At 47.2% G+C, this 18411-nt stretch carries 16 protein-coding genes and 1 other RNA gene; 9 read left to right on the top strand and 8 right to left on the bottom strand.

Going from position 1 to position 18411, the window contains the following annotated elements; genetic code table 11:
• Positions 1–7 precede the first annotated feature (7 nt).
• Positions 8–607, bottom strand: a complete 600-nt coding sequence (locus tag BFR57_RS11510) for a 5-formyltetrahydrofolate cyclo-ligase (RefSeq protein ID WP_071464129.1) — start codon at positions 605–607, stop codon at positions 8–10.
• A 40-nt stretch (positions 608–647) separates the two neighbouring features.
• Here BFR57_RS11510 and BFR57_RS11505 point away from each other — a divergent pair, with 40 nt between their 5' ends.
• Entirely contained in the window at positions 648–2216 is a 1569-nt protein-coding gene (locus BFR57_RS11505; protein ID WP_071464128.1) for an amidohydrolase family protein, read from the top strand.
• A 20-nt stretch (positions 2217–2236) separates the two neighbouring features.
• Here BFR57_RS11505 and ssrS read toward each other — a convergent pair.
• Both ssrS and zapA read right to left on the bottom strand, forming a co-directional pair.
• Positions 2237–2422: non-coding RNA, 6S RNA (gene ssrS / locus BFR57_RS11500), on the bottom strand.
• A gap of 8 nt (positions 2423–2430) precedes the next feature.
• Positions 2431–2748, bottom strand: coding sequence for a cell division protein ZapA (zapA, locus tag BFR57_RS11495; RefSeq protein ID WP_071464127.1), 318 nt, complete (start codon positions 2746–2748; stop codon positions 2431–2433).
• A 152-nt stretch (positions 2749–2900) separates the two neighbouring features.
• Between zapA and BFR57_RS11490 the strand changes: the two genes are divergently transcribed.
• From BFR57_RS11490 to BFR57_RS11475, 4 genes are read left to right on the top strand one after another with little or no spacing between them, the layout of a single operon-like run.
• Entirely contained in the window at positions 2901–3470 is a 570-nt protein-coding gene (locus BFR57_RS11490) for a UPF0149 family protein (RefSeq protein ID WP_071464126.1), read from the top strand.
• 23 nt (positions 3471–3493) lie between these two features.
• Positions 3494–4816 carry a Xaa-Pro aminopeptidase gene (pepP, locus tag BFR57_RS11485; RefSeq protein ID WP_071464125.1) on the top strand — a complete coding sequence of 441 codons (1323 nt, stop codon included), beginning with the start codon at positions 3494–3496 and terminating at the stop codon, positions 4814–4816.
• Positions 4798–5964, top strand: coding sequence for a 2-octaprenyl-6-methoxyphenyl hydroxylase (ubiH, locus tag BFR57_RS11480; RefSeq protein WP_071464124.1), 1167 nt, complete (start codon positions 4798–4800; stop codon positions 5962–5964). The genes pepP and ubiH overlap by 19 nt, the downstream gene beginning before the upstream one ends.
• Entirely contained in the window at positions 5961–7127 is a 1167-nt protein-coding gene (locus BFR57_RS11475; RefSeq protein WP_071464123.1) for an FAD-dependent oxidoreductase, read from the top strand. The genes ubiH and BFR57_RS11475 overlap by 4 nt, the downstream gene beginning before the upstream one ends.
• Positions 7128–7135: 8 nt before the next feature.
• On the opposite strand, the gene BFR57_RS11470 is transcribed toward BFR57_RS11475, so the two are convergent.
• Positions 7136–7978, bottom strand: coding sequence for a LysR family transcriptional regulator (locus BFR57_RS11470; RefSeq protein WP_006956322.1), 843 nt, complete (start codon positions 7976–7978; stop codon positions 7136–7138).
• Between the two features lie 142 nt (positions 7979–8120).
• Here BFR57_RS11470 and gcvT point away from each other — a divergent pair, with 142 nt between their 5' ends.
• The 4 genes from gcvT (at position 8121) to BFR57_RS11450 (ending at position 13400) form a co-directional block, all read left to right on the top strand.
• The gene (gcvT, locus tag BFR57_RS11465; protein ID WP_006956320.1) at positions 8121–9200 is read left to right on the top strand and encodes a glycine cleavage system aminomethyltransferase GcvT; all 1080 of its coding nucleotides are present in this window, start codon (positions 8121–8123) and stop codon (positions 9198–9200) included.
• A 68-nt stretch (positions 9201–9268) separates the two neighbouring features.
• The gene (gene gcvH, locus BFR57_RS11460) at positions 9269–9658 is read left to right on the top strand and encodes a glycine cleavage system protein GcvH (protein WP_006956317.1); all 390 of its coding nucleotides are present in this window, start codon (positions 9269–9271) and stop codon (positions 9656–9658) included.
• A 103-nt stretch (positions 9659–9761) separates the two neighbouring features.
• Entirely contained in the window at positions 9762–12650 is a 2889-nt protein-coding gene (gene gcvP / locus BFR57_RS11455) for an aminomethyl-transferring glycine dehydrogenase (RefSeq protein WP_071464122.1), read from the top strand.
• Between the two features lie 156 nt (positions 12651–12806).
• Positions 12807–13400 carry a SprT-like domain-containing protein gene (locus BFR57_RS11450; protein WP_071464121.1) on the top strand — a complete coding sequence of 198 codons (594 nt, stop codon included), beginning with the start codon at positions 12807–12809 and terminating at the stop codon, positions 13398–13400.
• 210 nt (positions 13401–13610) lie between these two features.
• On the opposite strand, the gene BFR57_RS11445 is transcribed toward BFR57_RS11450, so the two are convergent.
• The 4 genes from BFR57_RS11445 to BFR57_RS11430 form a co-directional block, all read right to left on the bottom strand.
• On the bottom strand, positions 13611–14372 hold the full coding sequence (locus BFR57_RS11445; RefSeq protein WP_071464120.1) for a hypothetical protein: 762 nt from the start codon (positions 14370–14372) through the stop codon (positions 13611–13613).
• A 60-nt stretch (positions 14373–14432) separates the two neighbouring features.
• On the bottom strand, positions 14433–15254 hold the full coding sequence (locus BFR57_RS11440) for a hypothetical protein (protein WP_071464119.1): 822 nt from the start codon (positions 15252–15254) through the stop codon (positions 14433–14435).
• A gap of 76 nt (positions 15255–15330) precedes the next feature.
• Positions 15331–16563 carry a Shedu immune nuclease family protein gene (locus tag BFR57_RS11435; RefSeq protein ID WP_071464118.1) on the bottom strand — a complete coding sequence of 411 codons (1233 nt, stop codon included), beginning with the start codon at positions 16561–16563 and terminating at the stop codon, positions 15331–15333.
• Positions 16564–16650: 87 nt separating this feature from the next.
• On the bottom strand, positions 16651–18090 hold the full coding sequence (locus BFR57_RS11430) for a hypothetical protein (protein WP_071464117.1): 1440 nt from the start codon (positions 18088–18090) through the stop codon (positions 16651–16653).
• Positions 18091–18411 lie beyond the last annotated feature (321 nt).

Here is an 18411-nt window from a genome sequence, read left to right as displayed (position 1 = left end):
CTCATCGCTAAGAAAACTTAGGTTCGTGTTTAAAGGACCAATGTCGTGTCGGCGTGATCACTTCAGGTATCGCCACATCCCACGCTTGTATTGGTAATTGTTCAACATATTGCTCATCGTAGGCGATACCAATCGGTTGCAGTTGAGGTAGTTGACCGGCGCGCCAAGCGGCGAGTGTGCGGTCATAGTAACCACCGCCCATGCCTAAACGGTTACCATACGAATCGAACCCAACCAACGGCATGAACATACAGCCGATATTGCTAAGCGGAACCACGTTGTCGACGCGCAGTTGTGGCTCTTTTATGCCATATCGGTTTTTAGTCAGTCGCGTATCGGGGGTTAACTTTAAAAATAGTAAATGGCCAGGGCTAAATGGATGTAAGACAGGCACCACGGTAGCCATGTTGGCTTGCCATAATGCCTCGATAGCTGGCGTCGTATTGAGTTCGTTGGCAAAACTTAAAAAAATGGCAGCGTATCCCGATGATTGTTGTGCGCGCTCTGCAACACGAGCTGCAACATCTTGGCTAGCTTGCCGTTGCATCGGTTCAGAAATAGCGGCTCGACGTGCTTTTAACTTGCGTCGCCATTCATCTCGGGTCATGCTTACTCCAATCTTTTTAACATGAAACAGAGCATACCTTATGAAAATGATAAAAACGATATGCCTTTTGTGTGGCTTTATCATCGCGTCCAGTGCACTGGCGCAACTGGGACCACCGAAAGCACCTGAGCGTGATCGCGGCGAAGGTCCTTATGAGCGCTTGATCTTACGCGGAGCGACTTTAGTCACCGGCGAGGGTGCACCACCACAGGGACCTGTCGATATCGTGATCGAGAATGATCGAATCGTAAATATCGTCAGTGTCGGACATCCCGGTGTGCCCATCAAATCCGATGGGCGTCCCGAGGCTAGATCGGGTGATAAAGAGATGGACGTTAGTGGTCACTATATCTTACCCGGGTTTGTTGATATGCACGCGCATATTGGTGGCTCAGCGGAGGGGATTCCCGCTGAATATGTACTCAAATTGTGGCTGGCGCATGGTATTACCACCATTCGTGAGCCCGGCAGCTTTAATGGCTTAGACTGGGTGAAATGGCATCAACAACGTGCAGCAGATAACCGCATTACTGCACCGCGGATCGTACCGTACGTAGGATTTGGTATGGGACGTGAAGAGCCCATCTATACGGCTGAGCAAGCTCGCGATTGGGTGCGTTATATCAAATCGCAGGGCGCAGCAGGGATTAAGTTCTTTGGCGCTTCACGGCGTGTCATGGAAGCAGCACTCGACGAGGCGAATAAGCAAGGCTTAGGTACCATGATGCATCACGCACAACTGAACGTGAAATCGATGAATGCATTGGATTCAGCGCGACTGGGCCTGACGTCGATGGAGCACTGGTATGGCTTACCCGAAGCATTATTTGAAGACCAAACGATTCAGAACTATCCGGCTGATTATAACTACAACGACGAACAGAATCGTTTTGAAGAGGCCGGGCGCCTCTGGAAACAAGCAGCAGAACCGGGGTCTGAAAAGTGGAATGCGGTGCGTGACGAGTTAATTGAACTCGACTTCACTATCGATCCGACGTTAACCATTTACGAGGCATCACGAGACTTAATGCGTGAGCGTCAAGCAGTATGGCACGAAGATTACACCTTACCGCGCTTATGGGATTTCTTTGAGCCAAGCCGCTATGCACACGGTTCCTATTGGTTTGATTGGACGACGGAAGATGAAATTGCCTGGAAGCATAATTACCAAAAATGGATGACCTTCTTAAATGATTTTCACAACCATGGTGGTCGACTCACGCTGGGTTCTGATGCGGGTTACATTTACAAAATTTACGGCTTTGGCTACATCCGAGAAATGGAACTGCTGCAAGAGGCCGGGCTTAATCCGCTTGAAGTTATTTATGCGGCCTCTATGGGCGGTGCTGAAGCGCTCAACATGGATGATGATATCGGCAGTGTCGCGATTGGTAAAAAAGCGGACATGGTTATTGTAAAAGAGAATCCGTTAGCGAACTTTAAAGTGCTGTATGGTACAGGCCACTTTAAGCTTAATGAGGATAATCAGCCGATCCGTACGCAGGGCATTCGTTACACCATTAAGGACGGCATTGTTTTTGATGCGCAACAACTGCTCAAGGATGTGCGTGAGATAGTAGCCAAAGAAAAAGCCTCACGAGAATCGTGAGGCTTTAAGCAAACAAAGGGTGGTTTCCCGGTGACGCCGCCATCTGACGGTAGCCCTTGAACCCATTGGTTCAAGGCGGGGAGCAAGTGGGATCCATCGTAGGCTTCCCGGTGCGTGCCGGGCTTGCTCATGACGGGCCAGTGATCCCCTTAAGTAAAAGCATCGGCTCAGGGACATACGTCTATTAGCGTACGACCCAGGAAACCCTAAACTGTTAACGCTGCGGGCCGCGCTGAGCGCGTTGTTCGCTCATGGCTTGTTCAATCGTTGCCTGCAGCAATTGAATCTTTTCTTCGAGCTTCGCCGTTTTCGCGGCTTGCTCTTTCTGATCGTTCATCCACTCATGACACAAGTTCAGCGCTGTCATGACGGCAATTTGCTCAACATTGTGCAAATTCGTGCGTTCTTTTGTGTCATTGAGCCGTTCGTTTAACGCATCAGCCGCTTCTTGCAAAGCACTTTCTTGACCTACCGGGCAGTTTACCCGATAGCTTCGGTCCAATAAAGTGATGTCCATTGTGCGACTCGCCATGATGCCGACTCCCTGCTACACATTGTGTTAAGTGCATGCTCTGCATGCGTTCTGATGCTTATTATGGCATGTCTTAGCGATGTTTGTCAGCTAGCGAATTGCAAAGCCGAGTGTTAGGATGACAGCACCAGATTTTAAATAGAACGATATCTATGACAGCTCGATTTAACTATGATCGCATCTCATCACTCTATGCGCAACATGATGTGACGCCACAGCCCGCCGAAGTACAAGGGATACTGGCTGGTCTCGTGGCAACAGGTACACAGCCCGATTCACCCGATCTTGACGGGTTGCTCAGTGACCTGATTTACGATGGTCAACAATTACCTGCGGAGCTTGCCAAGTTATTGAAGCAGCAGGCAACGGAAATTCAGCATGCTTTGGCTGACCGCGACCTCGGCTTTCAACTTTTATTGCCTGAAGATAACGCCCCATTGCAAGAGCGCTTAAATGCGTTAGCGGGCTGGGTGCAATCATTTTTAGTGGGCTTTGGGGTTAACCAAGCGAATATCGCGGCCACCAGCGGTGATTTGCGTGAAGCGCTCGACGACATGATCGAGATCGCCAAGTTGGAGTTTGAGGTTGATGACTCAGAAGAGTCCGAGCGCGCTTACTTTGAAATCGTCGAATATTTACGTGTATCGGCGATGATGTGTTTTACAGAACTCGGTGCACGTGAGCTAGCTCAATCTAAACCCGATTCAAAAACGTTACATTAAGTACAGACTTCATAGGAGCGGCTATGCAACCGGTTATTCCTCAAGATGAGTTTTTACAGCGTCGTGAACGAGTACTATCTCGTATGCCTCAAAACACCGTCGCAATTGTATCGGGACACAGTGAGCTGACTCGCAGTAACGATACAGAGTACCCGTTTCGGCAGAACAGTTACTTTCATTATCTGACCGGGTTTAATGAGCCGGATGCCGTTTTGGTACTGAGTAAAATTGAGGGACAGCCAAGAAGTCTTCTATTTTGTCAAAATAAAGATCCAGAGGCCGAGGTTTGGCATGGCCTTCGGTTAGGTTTCCACAATGCGGTGCATGCGCTGGCGGTCGACGAAGGGCGAGATATTGATAGCTTTGAGGATGATGTCAGCGAACTGCTCAATGGCGCGAGCAGTGTGCTTGTCTTAATGGGTGAAGACAGCGTGCTTGAAGCGCAAGTGCGCGATGCGATTGATTTTCTTCGTGCCAATGAGCGCAAAGGGTATGTTGCGCCACACCGTATTGAGGATTTACGTCCGACATTGGATGCCATGCGGCAATTTAAGTCAACGCAAGAGCTTGCGGTAATGCGCGAAGCAGCGCGTATTAGTAGTGATGCGTTTAAGCGCATCATGAAGTTCTGCAAACCCGGCGCCATGGAATACCAACTTGAAGCGGAATTGCAGCATGAGTTTGCGATGCAAGGCGCGCCAGCACCTGCCTATGGCATTATCTGTGGCGGTGGTGCCAACGCATGCATTCTGCACTACACCGACAACCGTGACGTGTTGCACGATGGTGACCTAGTGCTGGTTGATGCGGGGGCAGAATACCAAGGCTACGCAGCGGATATTACGCGTACGTTTCCGATTAACGGTCGGTTCTCTGAAGAGCAAGCGATGATTTACAACATCGTGTTAAAAGCACAACAAGCGGCATTTGCACATATTAAGCCTGGTGACACACTCAAGGCGGCCACTGAAGCGGCGGCAAAAGTAATTAACGATGAGCTGACTTTATTGGAAATATTGTCAGGTGATGCCGACGAGAACTTTGCCAACAATCGTTGGAAGAAATTCTTTATTCATGGGCTAGGCCACTGGCTCGGGTTAGACGTTCACGATGTGGGGCGCTATAAGTCGACCGATGGCGAGCCGCTCACATTTCAGCCGGGTATGGTGTTGACCGTTGAACCTGGCATATACATTTCACGCGAGTCGGGTGTCGATGAACGTTGGCGCGGCATTGGCGTGCGAATTGAAGACGATTTGATTGTGACTGAGGACGGCTTTGAAAACATGACTCAAGCTGTGCCGAAAACTATTGAAGAGATAGAGTCTTGGATGCAAAACAATTAACAGCTGATGTTGTCATCGCCGGCGGTAGTTTGGTCGGCGCTCTAACTGGCGTGATGCTCGCGCGACAACGTCCAGATTGGCAGATCTTCGTATGCGAACCTCGTTTAGAAGGGCCACCGAACGATAAGCGTATTATTGCTTTGGCGGCTGCTTCGGCTGCGCGATTACAGCGGCTTGGCGTGTTGGGCGAGCTGGCCGATGCGACGCCTATTCGACATATTCATATCAGCGATAAAGGCTACTTAGGCGCGACAGAAATCCATGCAGAGCAAGAGCAGGTGGACGCATTAGGCTATGTAGTATCCGCGGCAGAGCTGGTTAATCGCTTCTACTTAGCCTGTCAGCAACTGGACAATGTCACCTGGTTAGCGGGGGAGTCAGTTGAACAGCTGCATCACGAGACCGACAAAGTGCAGGTTGAAACCGTGAGTGGCGCAGTCATCGATACTCAGCTCGTGATTGGCGCGGACGGGCAAAACTCAAAGATCCGCTCGCTCTGTCGATTGCCCTGGCAAGTTGAGGATTACCAACAAATTGGCTGTATCAGCACCGTTAAACTCGATCGTGATTTGCAAGGTTGGGCTTACGAACGCTTTACCGAGTTTGGTCCCATGGCTCTCCTGCCCATGGCAAACCAACAGGCATCACTTGTGTGGACCTTCAATCCGGAACAGGCGGAAACCGCGAAACAATGGAGTAGCGCGGAATTTTTGACACGCTGTCAGCGTGCGTTTGGCTACCGGGCAGGGCGCCTGACAGCCCGTTCAGAGCCGGTGTTCTATCCGCTTCAGCTTAAAAAGGCCGTGCGCTCGACCTATCACCGAACGGTGATTATCGGCAATGCATCGCACGCGCTGCACCCGATAGCCGGTCAGGGCTTTAATCTTGGCTTACGCGACGTGGAGTGCCTTGTACAGGAACTTTCAGCAGCGCTGGACCCGGGAACATTTGCCGTGCTTGATGCTTATCAGCAGTCACGCACAAGGGATTATGACGCTATCATTAACTTGACGGACGGCCTAGTGCGGGGGTTTTCAAATACTAACCGTTTAATGGTGGTGCCACGCAATTTAGCCTTAATGACGTTACAGCACTGCGCACCGCTACGTAGTCGCTTTGCACGACTGACCATGGGAATGAAGTCATGAATTACGATGTTATTGTGATTGGCGGCGGCATGATCGGCCTCACTATGGCACTCGGCTTAAAGCAACAAGGTCGCTCGGTGATGGTGATTGAGCAGCATGAGCAGCCAGCATTACCCAATGAGTTAGAATTGCGTGTTAGCGCACTTAATCATCGCAGCCGAGCCTTACTCGATGAGTTAGGTGTCTGGCCGTTGGTCAGTGACTTTCGTATCGGCCCTTACACCGATATGCATGTATGGGATAAAGACAGCCCGGCCGACATTCATTTTTCGGCGACCGAAGCCAATGCAGATGACTTAGGCGCGATTACCGAAAACCGTGTACTCGAACATTTTTTGTGGCAACGCGCAGAAGCCGCCGGCGTTGTGATTACGAAAACCGCACAATGGCGCTTGCGTGATTGCGGCAGTGCACAGCAGGCTGCAGAAATTGAGTACGGAGAGCAACAACGCGCGCAAGCCCAATTGATTATTGGCGCCGACGGCGGGCGCTCGCGACTGCGCCAACAAGCCGGTTTAACGGTGCGGTTTTGGGATTACGAGCAAGTGGGCGTAGTCGCGAACCTGCGGATGGAGAAACCGCACAACGGCGTTGCGCGCCAAGTGTTCTTACCCACCGGGCCTTTGGCCTTATTGCCAACCCCGGACACTGATGTCGTATCTATCGTTTGGAGTATGGATAGCTCACTGGCGCAGGCCCGCTTAGCCAATAAGTCCCAGCTGGCGCAGTTTGTAACGGCCGAAAGTGGACGTTGCTTAGGTGAAGCTGAGCTGATTTCTGATGTAAAAGGCTTTCCTCTACGTATGCAATATGCACAACAGTGGCACGCGCAACGCGTTGTGTTGGTAGGCGATGCCGCGCACACCATTCATCCCCTGGCGGGACAAGGCGCTAATTTAGGATTTGCGGATTGCGTTTGCCTATTGGAGAATCTACAGCAGCGTGAGTTAGCGGATCTGAGTAGCCTGACTCGTAGCCTAGGGCGTTATCAACGCGAGCGTAAAGCCGATACGCAAACGATGATTGCAGCGATGGAGCTGTTCAAACGAGGCTTCGGCACGTCTAATCCGTGGATAAAGGCGGTTCGTTCGCTGGGATTCCTTGCCGCAGAGCGTATTACGCCAGTTAAACAAAAATTGGCAGAAGTTGCACTCGGTCGCTAAGCGCGCGGTTAAATACGTGCGCTTAGGTACTCGGCAAGCTGTTTTGCTGCGGATGACGCACGACTATCTAAGCGTAATACGATATTAATATCGCCTGGCGAAGGTAATCGCTCTTTCAACTGTGGACTACTGATTAAGCTTTGGCTATCTGGAATGGTACTTTTGGCGAGCACCGTAACACCTAAGTTACTGTTTAGGGCGGCGGTTAAGCCGGAGTAGTCTGAGTTGGTATAGCTAATGCGATAATCAATACGTGCACGCTGCAACGCTTGTTCAGCCCGTTTACGATAGATACAGCCCTCCGGTGCAACAACCAATGGTAGCGGGCGTTGCTCAAATGCAGCGGGTGTGCCCACCCAGACTAAGGCATCATTTTGTAGCAGCATGTCATTGGGGTTACGTTGTTCTCTGAGCGCCAAAATCATATCAAACCGTTCACCTAAGCCCGCGAAGAGATCCTTGCTCAATGCCGAGGTGACCTGCAATGCGATTTGTGGATAAACCTGCGCGAACTGACCCAGCACGTTGGGTAACAAGCTCGAAGCGAATTCGCTGGTAATTCCCAGTCGGATATCACCGGATACCGCCTGCGGCTGAAACTGCGCGAGTAGTTGCTCATGTAAACTAATAATACGTTGCGCATAATCGTAAACGCGCTCGCCATCGGGGGTGAGCGATAACCGTTGCCCTTGGCGCTGCAATAATTCAGCCCCTAATTGTTGCTCCAGTTTTTTGATTTGGATCGAGATGGCCGGTTGTGAGCGACCTAAACGTTCGCCGGCAGCGGTAATGCCGCCAAACTCAATCACTGCAACGAAACTGCGCAGGGCATCCGTGGATAAATGTTTCATAAATTAAATGCTTAAATAGTTAACGTTTCGGGTATTTAAAAAATAAATGCAATTATAAGCATTATTGATTTTAAACTTAAGTGCAAGACGCCTATAATTTGCGCCCATATTACTGGCTAAATTTAAAGCAAAAGGATGTCTTATGGGCAGCAGAACTCCGCTCTATGATGCGCACGTCGAAGCCGGCGCAAAAATGGTCGATTTTCACGGTTGGGATATGCCGTTGAACTATGGCTCACAAATTGAAGAGCACCACGCCGTTCGCCGCTCTTGCGGCATGTTCGACGTATCGCACATGACCATTGTTGATGTAGCGGGGCAGCAAGCCCAAGCGTTCTTACGCTACTTGTTAGTCAACGACGTTGCTAAATTAAAAACCGAAGGTAAGGCGCAGTACACCAGCATGCTCAACGAGCAGGGTGGCGTAATTGATGACCTCATCGTTTATCATTTTAGCGACACCTCATACCGTTTGGTGGTTAACTCAGCCACCCGCGAACGTGACCTCGGTTGGATCGAAAAAGTCGCTGCAGACTTTGACGTCACCATTAATGAGCGTGACGACATGGCGATGATCGCTGTGCAGGGCCCCGAGTCAGAAGCTAAGTTAAACGCCGTGTTGAGCAGCGAAGACTTCGCAACCATCGAAGGCATGAAGCCTTTCTTAGGTAAGCAAGTGGGCGATTTATTTATCGCTACCACTGGCTATACGGGCGAAAAAGGTTACGAAATTATTGTGCCAGCTGAGCAAGTCAATGATTTGTGGAAGCAACTCATCGCTGCTGATGTAGCCCCCTGTGGTTTAGGTGCGCGCGATACATTGCGTTTAGAAGCCGGTATGAACCTGTACGGACAAGACATGGATGAGTCGGTCACCCCACTTGAGTCAAATATGGGCTGGAGTGTTGCATTTGAACCGACTGACCGCGACTTTATTGGCCGCCAAGCGCTCGAACAACAAAAACAAGCCGGTCACCACAAACTGGTTGGCTTGGTGATGGAAGACAAAGGCGTCTTGCGCCACGGTCTGAAAGTGATCGTTGATGGTGGCGAGGGTGTCATCACTTCTGGTACATTCTCACCATCACTTGGTTTTTCAATCGCAATGGCACGCGTGCCTGCGAACGTGGGTGATACCGCACAAGTTGAGATGCGCAAAAAGCAGGTCACAGTAAAGGTTGTTAAACCTGCATTCGTGCGAAACGGTCAATCTGTTTTATAATAGCGTCAGAATTTAGTTAAATAGTCAGACAATCTGCCAGCGGCAGTTGGATTGAGAAGGATAGAGTTATGAGCAACATTCCAGCGGATCTTAAATATGCGTCAACTCACGAGTGGGTGCGTGACGAAGGCGATGGCACTTTCACTATCGGTATCACCGAGCACGCGCAAGACCTTTTGGGCGACATGGTGTTTGTTGAGTTACCTGAAGTGGGTGACAAAGTGTCAGTCGGCGATGACGTAGCGGTTGCGGAGTCTGTTAAAGCAGCTTCAGACATCTATGCACCGATTAGCGGTGAAGTTATCGCGATTAATGAAGATCTTGAAGACGCGCCAGAAAACGTCAACAACGACCCGTACGGTGACGGTTGGTTGTTCCGCATTAAAGCGGAAGACAGCGGTGAGCTAGGTAACTTGCTCGACGCCGACGCGTATGAAGCGTCTATCGACGAAGATTAAGCGTTAATGTAACGCCACAAGGAAAGTGATGGACCCCGGCATGCTCCGGGGTTCCGTGTTTTTTTGCACTGTTCGATTCCCAATTTGTACGAGGCCGAGGTAAATGACCAGTACTACCCTTACGCAGTTAGAACATCACGATGAATTTATTGGCCGTCATATCGGTCCGAGTCATGATGAGCAGCAAGCCATGCTCAAAGAGCTTGGCGTAGATACTTTAGAAGCGTTGACCAAAGATACGGTTCCAGGCTCTATTTTACGCGACCCTTTTTTAAAAGTCGGCGAGCCTAAAACTGAGCGTGAAGCATTGGCTGAACTCAAAGCCATTGCGAAAAAGAACCAGATCTTTACCTCGTACATTGGTATGGGCTACTACGATACGGTAACGCCTAACGTTATTTTACGTAACGTATTAGAAAACCCAGGTTGGTATACTGCATACACGCCTTACCAGCCCGAAATCGCACAAGGTCGTTTGGAAGCCTTATTGAACTTCCAACAAATGACCATGGATCTAACCGGTTTAGATCTTGCGAGTGCCTCATTGCTTGATGAAGCAACGGCAGCTGCCGAAGCAATGGCGATGGCGAAGCGGGTATCGAAAAACAAAAAATCAAACGCGTTTTACATTGCGGACAACGTGTACACGCAAACCATCGACGTGGTTAAAACACGTGCTGAATACTTCGGCTTTGACATTATTGTCGGCCCGGCGCGTGAAGCATCTGACCACGATGTGTTTGGTGCGCTATTACAGTACCCCGACAAAACCGGCGAACTGCACAACATTGAACAGCTGATTGGCGAGCTGCAAGAGAAGAGGGCGATTGTTTCGGTGGCTTCCGATCTGATGAGCTTGTTAATGCTGAAATCTCCGGGCGAAATGGGTGCGGATATCGTATTTGGTAACGCACAACGCTTTGGTGTACCAATGGGCTATGGCGGTCCACACGCCGCATTCTTTGCAACTCGTGATAAGTTCAAACGTTCATTGCCCGGTCGTATCATTGGTGTGTCTAAAGACTCACGTGGTCGCCCAGCGTTGCGTATGGCAATGCAAACCCGCGAACAGCACATCCGTCGCGAGAAGGCTAACTCGAACATCTGTACCGCGCAGGTATTACTGGCCAACATGGCGTCGTTTTATGCGGTATACCATGGGCCACAAGGTTTGCGTCGCATTGCTAATCGTATCCATCGATTAACTGACATCGTAGCCTTGGGTATGCAGGATAAAGGCGTTCAAATCAGCAACGCGCATTGGTTTGATACGCTGACTTTTGAGATGAAAGAGAACGCGACCGACGTGTTGGCGCGCGCTAAAGCGGCTGGCATTAACCTGCGTAATGACGGTGAAGCCGTGTTTGGTATCAGCATGGATGAAGCCAAAACACGTGCAGACGTTGAAGTATTATTTAACGTCTTGTTCGGTGATGACCATGGTCTGGATGTTGAAGTCCTCGATAGCCGCGTAGCGAGCAAAGAAGTCGAATCAATTCCAGCGCAATTGGTACGCGAATCGGACTACCTAACGCACCCAGTATTTAACGAGTATCACTCAGAAACCGAGATGCTGCGTTACATCAAAAAGCTGGAAAACAAAGATTTAGCATTGAACCACTCAATGATCTCATTGGGTTCATGCACCATGAAGCTGAACGCCACCGCTGAGATGATCCCAGTGACTTGGCCTGAGTTTGCTCAGTTGCACCCATTCTGCCCTGTCGAGCAAGCGCAAGGCTACGCAGAAATGATTTCGTCATTGTCTGAGTGGTTGGTTGATATCACTGGTTACGATGCGCTTTCAATGCAACCGAACTCAGGTGCGCAGGGTGAATATGCCGGCTTATTGGCAATCCAGAAATACCACGAAAGCCGCGGCGAAGGTCACCGTAATATCTGCTTGATCCCAAGCTCAGCGCACGGTACTAACCCAGCTTCAGCACAGATGATGAACATGAAAGTGGTCGTGGTTGATTGTGATAAAAACGGTAACGTGGACATGGCAGACCTGAAAGCTAAAGCCGAAGAGGCGGGCGATCACCTGTCATGCATCATGGTGACCTACCCATCGACACACGGTGTGTATGAAGAAGGCATCCGTGAAATTTGTGAGCTGGTACACGAGTTTGGTGGCCAAGTTTACATGGACGGTGCCAACATGAACGCGCAGGTGGGTGTTACTTCTCCAGGCTACATTGGCTCGGATGTATCGCACTTAAACCTACATAAGACCTTCTGCATCCCACACGGTGGTGGTGGTCCAGGTATGGGCCCGATTGGCGTGAAAGAGCACTTAAAGCCGTTCTTGCCAAACCACAGCATCATTAACTTGAAGACCACTGAGTTGGGCAATGGCGCAGTATCAGCAGCACCTTATGGTAGCGCAAGCATTTTGCCTATTTCGTGGATGTACATCGCGATGATGGGCGGTCGTGGCTTACGTGAAGCGTCAGAAACTGCGATTCTGAATGCTAACTACGTTGCTGAAAAACTCAGCAAGCACTTCAAGATCTTATACCGTGGCCGTAACAACCGTGTCGCGCACGAGTGCATTATCGACTTGCGCCAAATGAAAGAAGACGCCGGTATCGCAGAGATTGACGTAGCGAAACGCTTGCAGGATTACGGCTTCCACTCACCAACGATGAGCTTCCCAGTTGCGGGCACCATCATGGTTGAGCCAACGGAGTCTGAATCTAAAGCTGAACTCGATCGCTTTATTGAAGCGTTGGTTTGCATCAAGCAAGAAGCTGACAAAATCGCCGCAGGCGAGTGGCCGCAAGACAACAACCCGTTGGTTAACGCACCACACACGCTCGCCGACATCACCGATGCTGAGTGGGACCGCCCTTACGACCGTCACACTGCAACCTATCCGGTTGAAGCGGTAAGCTACGACAAGTTCTGGCCAACCGTTAACCGTATCGATGACGTATATGGCGACCGTAATCTGATGTGCTCATGCCCGAGTATTGAAGAGTATCGGTAAGTTGGGATAAATTTTATTTCCATGAAATAAGTCGTTTAATGGGAATAAATAAGTCGTTTACGGTAAATAAGTCGTTTAAAAGTGAAGCCCACCTTGCGTGGGCTTTTTTATAATGTAGTATCATTGGTTGGTGATACTACAGCTCGGCTTATAAAGATGATCCAAGATTTTAAAAATGCAGCCAATCTTTTCTACGGAGAAAGTTTGGGAGACCTGATGTATGGGTTTCTACAGGAACTTTGTGAAAAAGCATTTAATAACAAAGTAAATGCAGAGATTCCCATCGTCATGACTACTGCACAATCGGCATACAATCGCTTTTCGGGCTGGTACAACTCTGAATCCCATACAATAGAATTGGTTAATCACCTTTGTAAATCTAGTAAAGGAGGAATAGTAGCTAAGGATAACAAAGAAATTCTGCTCACCTTGGCACACGAATTTTGCCACCTATATCAGTTCAAGGTCCTTGGAGGAACAAAGAGTAAGCGAGGGCCGCACCGCTGCAAAAATTGGTACGAGTCAATTACTCTGGCGAGTCCATTCGTATGCGGTGTAGATATCAAAGGCTTATGCAAGCCGCTTAAGTCTGTAAGAGAAAACGGCAAGATTAGAAAGATATCTAATGAGAAATCGCTCACAGAAAGCGAATTGACGCATTGGCCGCGCTCAATTCTCCAGCTATTGCGGCAAGGGTATGAACGCCTGAAGGGACGGACGGTCGAAAGCTTAAGTGAACTCTTAATTTAGTCGGGTACAGCCAGTAAAGCAGGACGGGTTCTCCCCAGAGGTTACGGACTAGTGTAGATAAAGCTAAAAGAATGCCGAAATCCGGCGTGAAATAAAACATGTAACTATCACGAAATGTCGAAACTCTGTTTTCCCAATCTTCTAGCGTCATATCATCTCTTCTTAACGCCGAGCTAAGCCGCTGCCGGAGGTGTTGGGTTTAGCGATTTGCTATACATTTAGGTTACTCAAAAACTCCAGAACCTTCTGACCCTTTTCGGCCATACCTCCCATAGCTCCAAGCCTTTTGTTCGCATCAACTACGCCGTCGAGGGCAGATTTAGTTTTTTGCCACATCGCAGATAGTTTCCCTAACTCGGGACTACCTTTAGCTTTCTTGAATGCTTCTTCATTAGCAATTACCTCGCCATAAGCTGATTGCAGCACTTCTTCAAACGCCTTCGCTCCCACTGCCCTGTACTTGGTTAATGCTTCTTCGATTTTTGTAATATGTTTGTCTATTATGTTTCGCGTATAGTCGGGTAGCTTTGAACTAGACAATGTACCTCTTAGATCGGCTGCCATCCTTTTTAGGTCGTCAAGACTATCTTTGTCAATGAGGTCCTCTTCGTTGGGTAATATTTCCGAGCAGAAGCCCAATGCGACAGGAACCTCTGGCGTTATCTGCTGCTTCATCGATTGCCATTTTGACATGAGAGTCTGAACTGCAAAAAGCGTATTGCACTTGTTCAATGTAGTGTTATAAAGGTTTTCGGAATAGCCAAGTTTCTTCATTTCTGACCTAACAGATTCCACCTCGTCATGAAGATCGGCTAGACAACGAGATATTGCAAATGTCTTACGGCTTTTATCTTCATTTTCAATTTCGAATACTTTCCCCCATACGTCATGTGCGGGCGTTGCATCACTCTCCGCCTTAACGCTATCAATGATGCTTAAAATCCGTGAGGCGGAATTAATGTTCTTGGTCATTCTGTTCCCTTAAGTCAAATCCATGTTTTGATAACACTTGGTTCAAGTGCATCGAAGGTTTCACTTGGAACCACTCGTTAGTAGCTTATTTGCAGCCTCAAGATGGTTTTCCCGCATGAGCTGCATACTGGTGTAATCCAGAAAACTCCTATTCGTTTGGTTCAGAGTGATAACTCTCTTAGAAGAACTCATAAGCTTCATGCCTTTATTCGTTTTCAACCAACGTCTTGAATGCACATGTCTGAAGCCGATCTTCAGTTCACTTTCGAATACCATTAAATGGAAAACTAGCCCACCGATAACTACAGATCTTATAATATAACTTTCCGAGGATTCGGGAACCCAAGATAACCTTACAAAGAACGGATTTGATAACCCATCTTCCGAAATGGGTAGCTTATCGGAATAGTCTTCCACCTCTTTATTGGAGAGCCTAGCCGGTTTTACTAAGCCAACAAATAGGAAAATCTCGTTGAAAACTTGAGCTTCGTCCTCACCATTCAAGATAAATGCTTTATAACGTTCTAACAATTTGGGTTTATTTCTGGAAGCTCGCGCAGAATTGAAGGAAATCTTCAAGAGCCACCTTAAGAGTGAGGAGTATTCATAATGAACAGTTTTTCTCTCTAATAAAAAGTTCTCAACAAAAACACCAGCGTTCGTAAGAAACCTCTTTCCGTAGCCGTCAAGATCGCTTAAAGGCCCATTGTTGCATGGTTCGCAAACGTCCTTTATTTTGGCTTCACCACCAACGATCTTCTGTGCGCTTTCGTTCCACCCAAGATGTCCACCATCTCTCTTTTGATAGCGGTATAAGAAGTCGGGAATTATATGCTCCCGCGAAGGTGAGCATTCGTTATCGCAATAAGCGCAAATTGACATGCTGCCCCTTTACTAACGCCAAAGCGCATCAGCGCACTGCGGTGTGTCCGAATGTCGCAATTTTTTAACTACATGGTTAGGTCTGCAACACATCTTTTAGGCCTTTAATCTTCTCGAGTAATTCATCGAACGTTACGATATCTACGTTTTTTTGATTAGATCGGAGAAGTTCAAAACAACTGGCTTGGTTTTCGTCTAGGCTGGATTTCTGACCCACAACTAGTATGACTTTCGGATCAAGCGCCTTATACTTTTGCCCCATATCGGTCAAAAACGTGCTCTTTTGGTCAAGACACTGACTTATTGCACCTGATAGGTCTTCGTGAGCCGAAAACGTATCCGGAGCACGATATGGCTTTTTCCGAATTAGAGTTTTGTTATGCGTTTTTATTTCCAATAATGCATAATTGTCTTTAAAGCCATTTTGATATAGAAAATCAACGACTCTGCCTTCTTTATTCTCTATCGTCTTCCCACCGACGTATGCCTCACGCCCTTTCAAAACAACTTGAAAAGGGAATATGTTTGCCAATATCCAACCATGACTTTCAAAGAATGACTGCCAGTTCTTTTCGTTGTCATTTTTGACTTTCATCAGCTCTTTAAATTTTTTAATAACATCATCCAAATAAGCTACATTTATTTTATCTTTTGTTTGGATGAAATTCTCTGTGACCGAAACATTTAGAGATGGAGTAAGAGATATGAGCGATAAAACTGCGTCCACATCTGCTTCAGAGAGGCTAACGTCATCGGAGTAGAAGCTTAAATGATGTGAAAGTGCGCCTTTCGATAGCTTCGTTGCTCGGGGAGATACTTTTTGTGTAACCTTTGCCAACTCATTTGCTATAGCGGTTTTCTTCCTAGTCTCATAGGTCCTAGTCTCTTTCGAGATAGCTTTCAATACTCTCTCAAGGTCTTGGAAGTTGAAGGTGATAGTCTTTGCTGAGAAACGACTACTGCCGTTTTTATCCACTATTACCTTCTCAACTTCCGGAAAGGGCTGGTATATGAAATTCATGAGCAGCTTCAGTTTCCCTACTGTAAGCTTCACGGTGGAACCGGATCTGAGAGATGTAGGAATATTCTTTATTTCTTCCCACCCCCTAAGCTCTACTGTATGTACCTTTTTCTTAGTTACACCTCTCTCACGACTATAACCAAATGGATAGATATAGATCAGAGGTTTGTCTTTGTGGACAACTTTGCTTAGATGTACAGGGTTACTGTTTTCATCAAAATACTGCCATTCAATCTTCTTGTCTGTTTCTCGATGAATGGCTTCAGAATTTGGTTCAACGTGTTCCATTGCCTAGGACCTTATTCTTGAAGTTAACACCTTGCTGACCTGAAAGTTAGAAGCACAGGGAGTAACTTTTTCCGTGTGCGGCGATTTTTAGTTTCTTTTGCTGGCAGACGGTTTTTGATTTCCATCGACGTACCAAATATCGGATGCTTTACCATGTTCCTTTATGAAGTCATTCCTTATCTTCTGTACTCGACTGTATTTTTTCCCAATACCGCCAATGTCGATAATTAGAAATACACCTAAATCTGTGTCGTCAGCTTTCTTATAAGTTTCTAATTGCTTTTCATAGCCATGGACCAGACTGCTATTATTAGATAATTTAACTTCGACCACCAATTTTGAGTCAAAGCCCTGAGAGATCTTGAAGTCTACAGGCCCATTGCCGGAATCTGCTTCAGGTGTTAAATCAATATTGTTAGCCTTGCAATAACTATAAGCAACTGCAAATAAAAGTCGTTGTGACGCTTTCTCCTTTCTGGGTTTTCCATTTTCATCCCAAAGCTCTTTCCATAAGCCCTTGTTCTCAATCAAATCTTGGAACTGGCTTAGTATTTTATTAACTAACTCGACAACTTCATCTGCGCTTAGTTTTCTACCAGAATAATTAGAAAGGTCGTAGGGATAGTCCTTGGGAATTTGTTTCAGTAACTCAGTCCAAAATGACTCACCGTTTCTGTCACTTTTGAAGTCATATGACTTGGGTTCCACCTCACGAATCATATTCATAACCTGTTGGAAAGCTTCTTTGCTCCTGAGAGCAGATTTTTTGAGTCTCTGCTTATCCTTTTTAGTCATTGTTGCCCAGATTTCACCAACGTGACCATTGACCCGCTCTCTAAGGTCTTCATTTTCCCTGACAACTCTCGATATATCACTCCAATCGGAAGCAATCGGTAAATCACGCACTATATCTTTTGGCACAAAGATTAATGGTTGATCTGAGTACGGATTAACTACCAAATTATAGTTATTGGCTCCGATCTTAAACTGTTTAGTAGGTACTTTAAGTGTTTGATTGACTCGCTCAGAAAAAGAAATCAAATCCGGCAAAATAATGTTTGTGGTCATATCGCTGATCCGATCAGGCCCAATACCCTCCTCGAATAAAGCTAAAGCCATAAAAAGATCTATATCATCCACGCCAAGAGAGACAATCTGAGAAGCAGTATCGAGTGTGCTAGAGATTAAATCCTTTCCAAATCCAGATCCTTTAACAGTTGTACCGTAGCCCAAACAAGTCCAGCTAATTTCTGAGAAACGGAAAAGTCTTTTTGCATTACGCCATGGAACATCATTTACAGCTTTAGATAAGGACAAAAGTTTGATGATTTTTTCAAAGCGATCTCTATATGATTGGTAAGCCCCATCACTAATCTCCTTGTGAGCACTTCCTTCCAATAACATTGGATCTATAAAGACCAAGGTATCTGTATTCAGTAGTACATTTACAACCCCAAGCTTGTCCAAAACCGCAACATCTATACCAAATTCACTTGAAATCGTGGCTGGATTTTTAATTTTTCCCATTTTCGAATCCTTGATAACTTTGGGGGCTGCAAGAACTTAACATTTGCATATTGCGTCTGCGCATTTTGTGACTCGTACGATTAGTAGGTACTGACTCTGAAGTTACTGAGTTAACCAAAATTCCGAGCCTAAAACGTACAGAATATATTAAAGCAATTTGAGTATGCTCAGTTTCACTCTAACGGGTACACGAGGTCCAACTTTGACTTTTATTTATGTTATTGACAGTAAACGACTTAAATGCTTAGCACAATAGTAAGCATACAATATTAGGAGAGTGAGCATGCCGCGAGTGAATGTGGTAGTCTCGAACAAAACGCC

This window comes from Idiomarina sp. MD25a (genome assembly GCF_001870515.1).
Classification (GTDB): domain Bacteria; phylum Pseudomonadota; class Gammaproteobacteria; order Enterobacterales; family Alteromonadaceae; genus Idiomarina.
This window is presented reverse-complemented; position numbering and strand designations above follow the sequence as displayed.